We start from the raw sequence: 3,807 nt of genomic DNA on the forward strand, positions 1-3,807 counted from the left end.
AAGCGGGCGAGCTGTAGCGCGCCGGCGACCAAAGGATCCGGCAGGCGCCCGATGAGCTCCTCGGCGTGATGAGCCCGGTGCATCTGGAGCCCGGACAGCCCGGCGAGCACCGCGGCGGCGCGCAGCCGGTCCAGCTCCCGCTCGGCGTCGCGCAGCCGGCCGACGATGTCCCCGACCCGGTCGACCAGCTCGTCCGGGCGGGCCTTGATCGCGGTCGCGAGCTCGGAGACGAGCAGATGCTCACGGGCCAGGAAGCGAAACGCGTCGATGCCGACGAGCCCCTCGACCCGGCGCGTCCCCGCCGAGATCGACGACTCGGACAGCAGCTTCACCGCGCCGAGCTGGGCGGAACTGCCGACGTGGGTACCACCGCAGAGCTCGCGGGCGTAATCGCCGACGTCGACGACCCGCACCGCGTCGCCGTACTTCTCGCCGAACAGCGCCATCGCGCCGAGCCGGCGGGCCTCGTCCTGCGTGGTCACGAACGCCCGCACCGGCAGGTCGCGCAGCGCCACCTCGTTGATCTCGTCCTCGACGTCGGCGAGGACCGACGGCGGTATCGCGCCGACGGTGTGAAAGTCGAAGCGCAGCCGGCCCGGCGAGTTCAGCGACCCGGCCTGGGTGGCACCCTCCCCCAGCGCCCGGCGGAACGCCGCGTGCACGAGGTGGGTGGCGGTGTGCGAGCGCGACACCGCGCGCCGGCGGCCCGCGTCGACGTCGGCGTGCACCTGGTCGCCGACCTTCAGCTCGCCGACGCGCACCCGGACCCGGTGCAGCACCAGCTCCGGCACGGGCCGCTGGACGTCGAGAACCTCGACCTCGCCGCCGTCGAAGCGCAGTACGCCGAGGTCGGCCTCCTGGCCGCCGCTCTCCGCGTAGAAGGGGGTGATGTCGAGGACGACGCCGACCTCCTCGCCGGCGCCGGCCGTCATCCGGCCCAGGCCGTCGGCGATCCCGACGAGGCCGACGACGGTGGACTCGCGGGTCAGCTCCTCGTAGCCGGTGAACGTCGTCGGGCCGGCGGCGGCCAGGATCGGCCGGAAGGCGGACAGGTCGAGGTTGCCGATGCGCCGCGACGCCCGGTCGGCCTTCGCGGTCTGGCGCTGGCGCTCCATCAGGCGGCGGAAACCCGCCTCGTCGACGGACAGGCCCGCCTCGGCGGCCATCTCCAGCGTCAGGTCGATCGGGAAGCCGTAGGTGTCGTGCAGCTTGAACGCCTCGTCACCGGCGAGCGTCGTCGAACCGGCCGCCCGGACCTGGCGGGCGGCGGTGTCGAAGATCGTCGTGCCGGTGCGCAGCGTCTCGGCGAACGACGCCTCCTCGGCGACGGCGACGCCGGTGATCGTCTCCGCGTCGTCGACGAGTTCGGGGTAGATCGGGCCCATCGCCTGGCCGACGGCGGCGAACAGCTCGCCCATGACCGGCTCGCGGGCGCCGAGCAGGCGGGCGTCGCGCACGGCACGGCGCAGCAGCCGGCGCAGCACGTAGCCGCGGCCCTCGTTGGAGGGCATCACCCCGTCGGAGATGAGCATCGCGGCGGTGCGGGAGTGGTCGGCGATGACCCGCAGCCGCACGTCGGCCCCCGCGTCGGCTCCGTAGCTGGTGCCGGTGAGCCGCCCGGCGGTGTCGAGCACCGGGCGGGAGATGTCGATCTCGTAGAGGTTGTCGACGCTCTGCAGGATCGTGGCCATCCGTTCGAGACCCATGCCGGTGTCGATGTTGCGCGAGGGCAGCTCGCGCAGGATCGGGAACTCGTAACCGGCGCCCTCGCCGCGCTCGAACTGCATGAACACGAGGTTCCAGACCTCGAGGTAGCGGTTCTCGTCGGCGACGGGGCCGCCCTCGCGCCCGAACGCGGGCCCGCGGTCGAAGTAGATCTCGCTGCACGGGCCGCACGGGCCGGGCACGCCCATCGACCAGTAGTTGTCCTCCTTGCCGCGGCGCTGGATGCGCTCCGCGGGCAGCAGCTTCTGCCAGATCCGCTCGGCCTCGTCGTCGTCGAGGTAGACCGTGGCCCACAGGTCGTCCGGGTTGAACCCGTAGCCGTCGACGAGCAGCTCGAAGGCGAACGGGATCGCCTCGGCCTTGAAGTAGTCGCCGAAGGAGAAGTTCCCGCACATCTGGAAGAACGAGGCGTGCCTGGCCGTGCGGCCGACGTTGTCGATGTCGACGGTCCGCACGACCTTCTGCACGCTCGTCGCCCGCGGCCAGGGCGCGGCCAGGTCACCGAGGAAGTACGGCTTGAACGGCACCATCCCGGCGTTGACCAGCAGCAGCGTCGGATCCTGCGCGATCAGCGACGCGCTGGGAACGACGGTGTGCCCACGCCCGGCGAAATGGTTGAGGAAGCGGGTGCGGATCTGCGCGGTGTCCATCGGTTCACATCGTCCAGACTGGAGGGAGGGGGTTCGTCATCCGAGGGCGGGCGGCGTCGCCGCCCCGGCTGCTCGGGCCGCTGCCGCCGCGCTCGGTGCCGAGGGGCGCTCAGCCCCGCCGGGCACCCGGTACCAGCCGCATCGTCCGTTCGCCATCGTCGAGCTCACCCGGGTAGCCACCGGCCACCGCCGCGACCCGCTGCGGGCCGCCGGCCGGGCCCACGGCAGCGGGAGGCTCCTCGGCCGGGTCGTCGTCGAGACCGAGTGCGCCACGGATCTCCTCCTCCCGCTCGGCCGCCGCCTCACGGACATCCGCGAGGAACTCCCGCACCGACTGTACGAAAGACCCCGCGAGGCTCGTGGGCGTCAGCGTCGCGGCGGCCCTTGCCGCCTGGCGCACCACGACGACCCCCGCCGCAGCCCCGAAGGCGAGGTAGAACATCCGGGACATCTACCGGCCTCCCCGGCGTTCGCCCGCCGCGGCCAGCGGCGCGTCGCCCGGGTCCGCGGACCCCCGCCGCGCCGCCTTCTCCGTCTTGATCTGCGACTTCACCCGCGACTCGACCTCCGAGCGGCTGCGCTTGGCGACCGCCTGGCGCACGCCGTAGCTGAACGCAGCGACCCGCACGACCGGCCCGCCGAGAGTGGCCGAGAACAGCGACGCCAGCGACGACACGTTCGTCGTGATCGACTGGACGTTCGCCGTGATCGCGTCGACCCGGTCGAGCTCCTTGTTCACATGCGCGAGCGCGACGTTGACCTCGTCGACCGTCGTACCGGCCTGCCGGACCCGGGCGGTTCCCTCGTCGATGGCGATACCGGTCTGGCGCACGCGCGCCGCCGCCTCGTCGAAGATCTTGCCGAGTTTGAGCAGGACGAAACAGCCGAAGAGGGCGAGCACCGCGAACGCGCCCGACGCGATCAGACCCGCGACCGCTCCACCGGACATATGTGCTCCTGCCTCCATCGTCGATTGGGTCGGTCCCACCCCACCCCACCCGATCCGGCCCGCTGTGCCGTGGCGCGGCACGCCGCGCAGACCGTTGCCTTGCGTACGGCGTGCCCGGTGTGACCTTACCGAGGATGCCGCCGCCGCCATGGGCAGCCCCCGCCACCGGGCCGGGTCCAAGCCCGCGACCTGGGACTGTCACCGCCGGCACCACAGTGCTTACGGTGACGGCGCTCAGGGCTCCCGTTGCGTGAGGTCCCCCGGGCCGCCCCGCACCGTCTCCCGCAGCTCGCGGAGCCGTTCGGACGCCCGCCGCTCGAAACCGTTGGTTCCCGGCAGGTAGTAGTCGGCCCGGGTGAGCCCCTGCGGTGCGTACTGCTGGCGCACCACGCCGCCGGGTGCGTCGTGCGGATACTGGTAGCCCGCCCCGCTGCCGGCCCTGGCCGCCCCCGGGTAGTGGGCGTCGCGCAGGTGCGGCGGCAC

Annotated in this window: 4 protein-coding genes; all 4 read right to left on the reverse strand. The window is 72.8% G+C overall.

Annotation, left to right across the window (positions count from 1 at the left end; genetic code table 11):
• A partial coding sequence (gene alaS / locus MXD58_RS22585) for an alanine--tRNA ligase (protein ID WP_250609876.1) occupies nt 1-2,375 on the reverse strand: 2,375 nt, incomplete at its 3' end.
• Nucleotides 2,376-2,484: 109 nt separating this feature from the next.
• Nucleotides 2,485-2,826 (reverse strand): hypothetical protein, encoded by a 342-nt coding sequence (locus MXD58_RS22590; RefSeq protein ID WP_248839740.1) that lies wholly within the window; start codon nt 2,824-2,826, stop codon nt 2,485-2,487.
• A complete protein-coding gene (locus MXD58_RS22595; protein ID WP_248839741.1) occupies nt 2,827-3,324 on the reverse strand; it encodes a DUF948 domain-containing protein in 498 nt (165 codons plus the stop codon).
• 234 nt (nt 3,325-3,558) lie between these two features.
• A partial coding sequence (locus MXD58_RS22600; protein WP_518478623.1) for an AAA family ATPase occupies nt 3,559-3,807 on the reverse strand: 249 nt, incomplete at its 5' end.

The organism is Frankia sp. AgKG'84/4 (assembly GCF_023242965.2).
Taxonomy (GTDB): domain Bacteria; phylum Actinomycetota; class Actinomycetes; order Frankiales; family Frankiaceae; genus Frankia.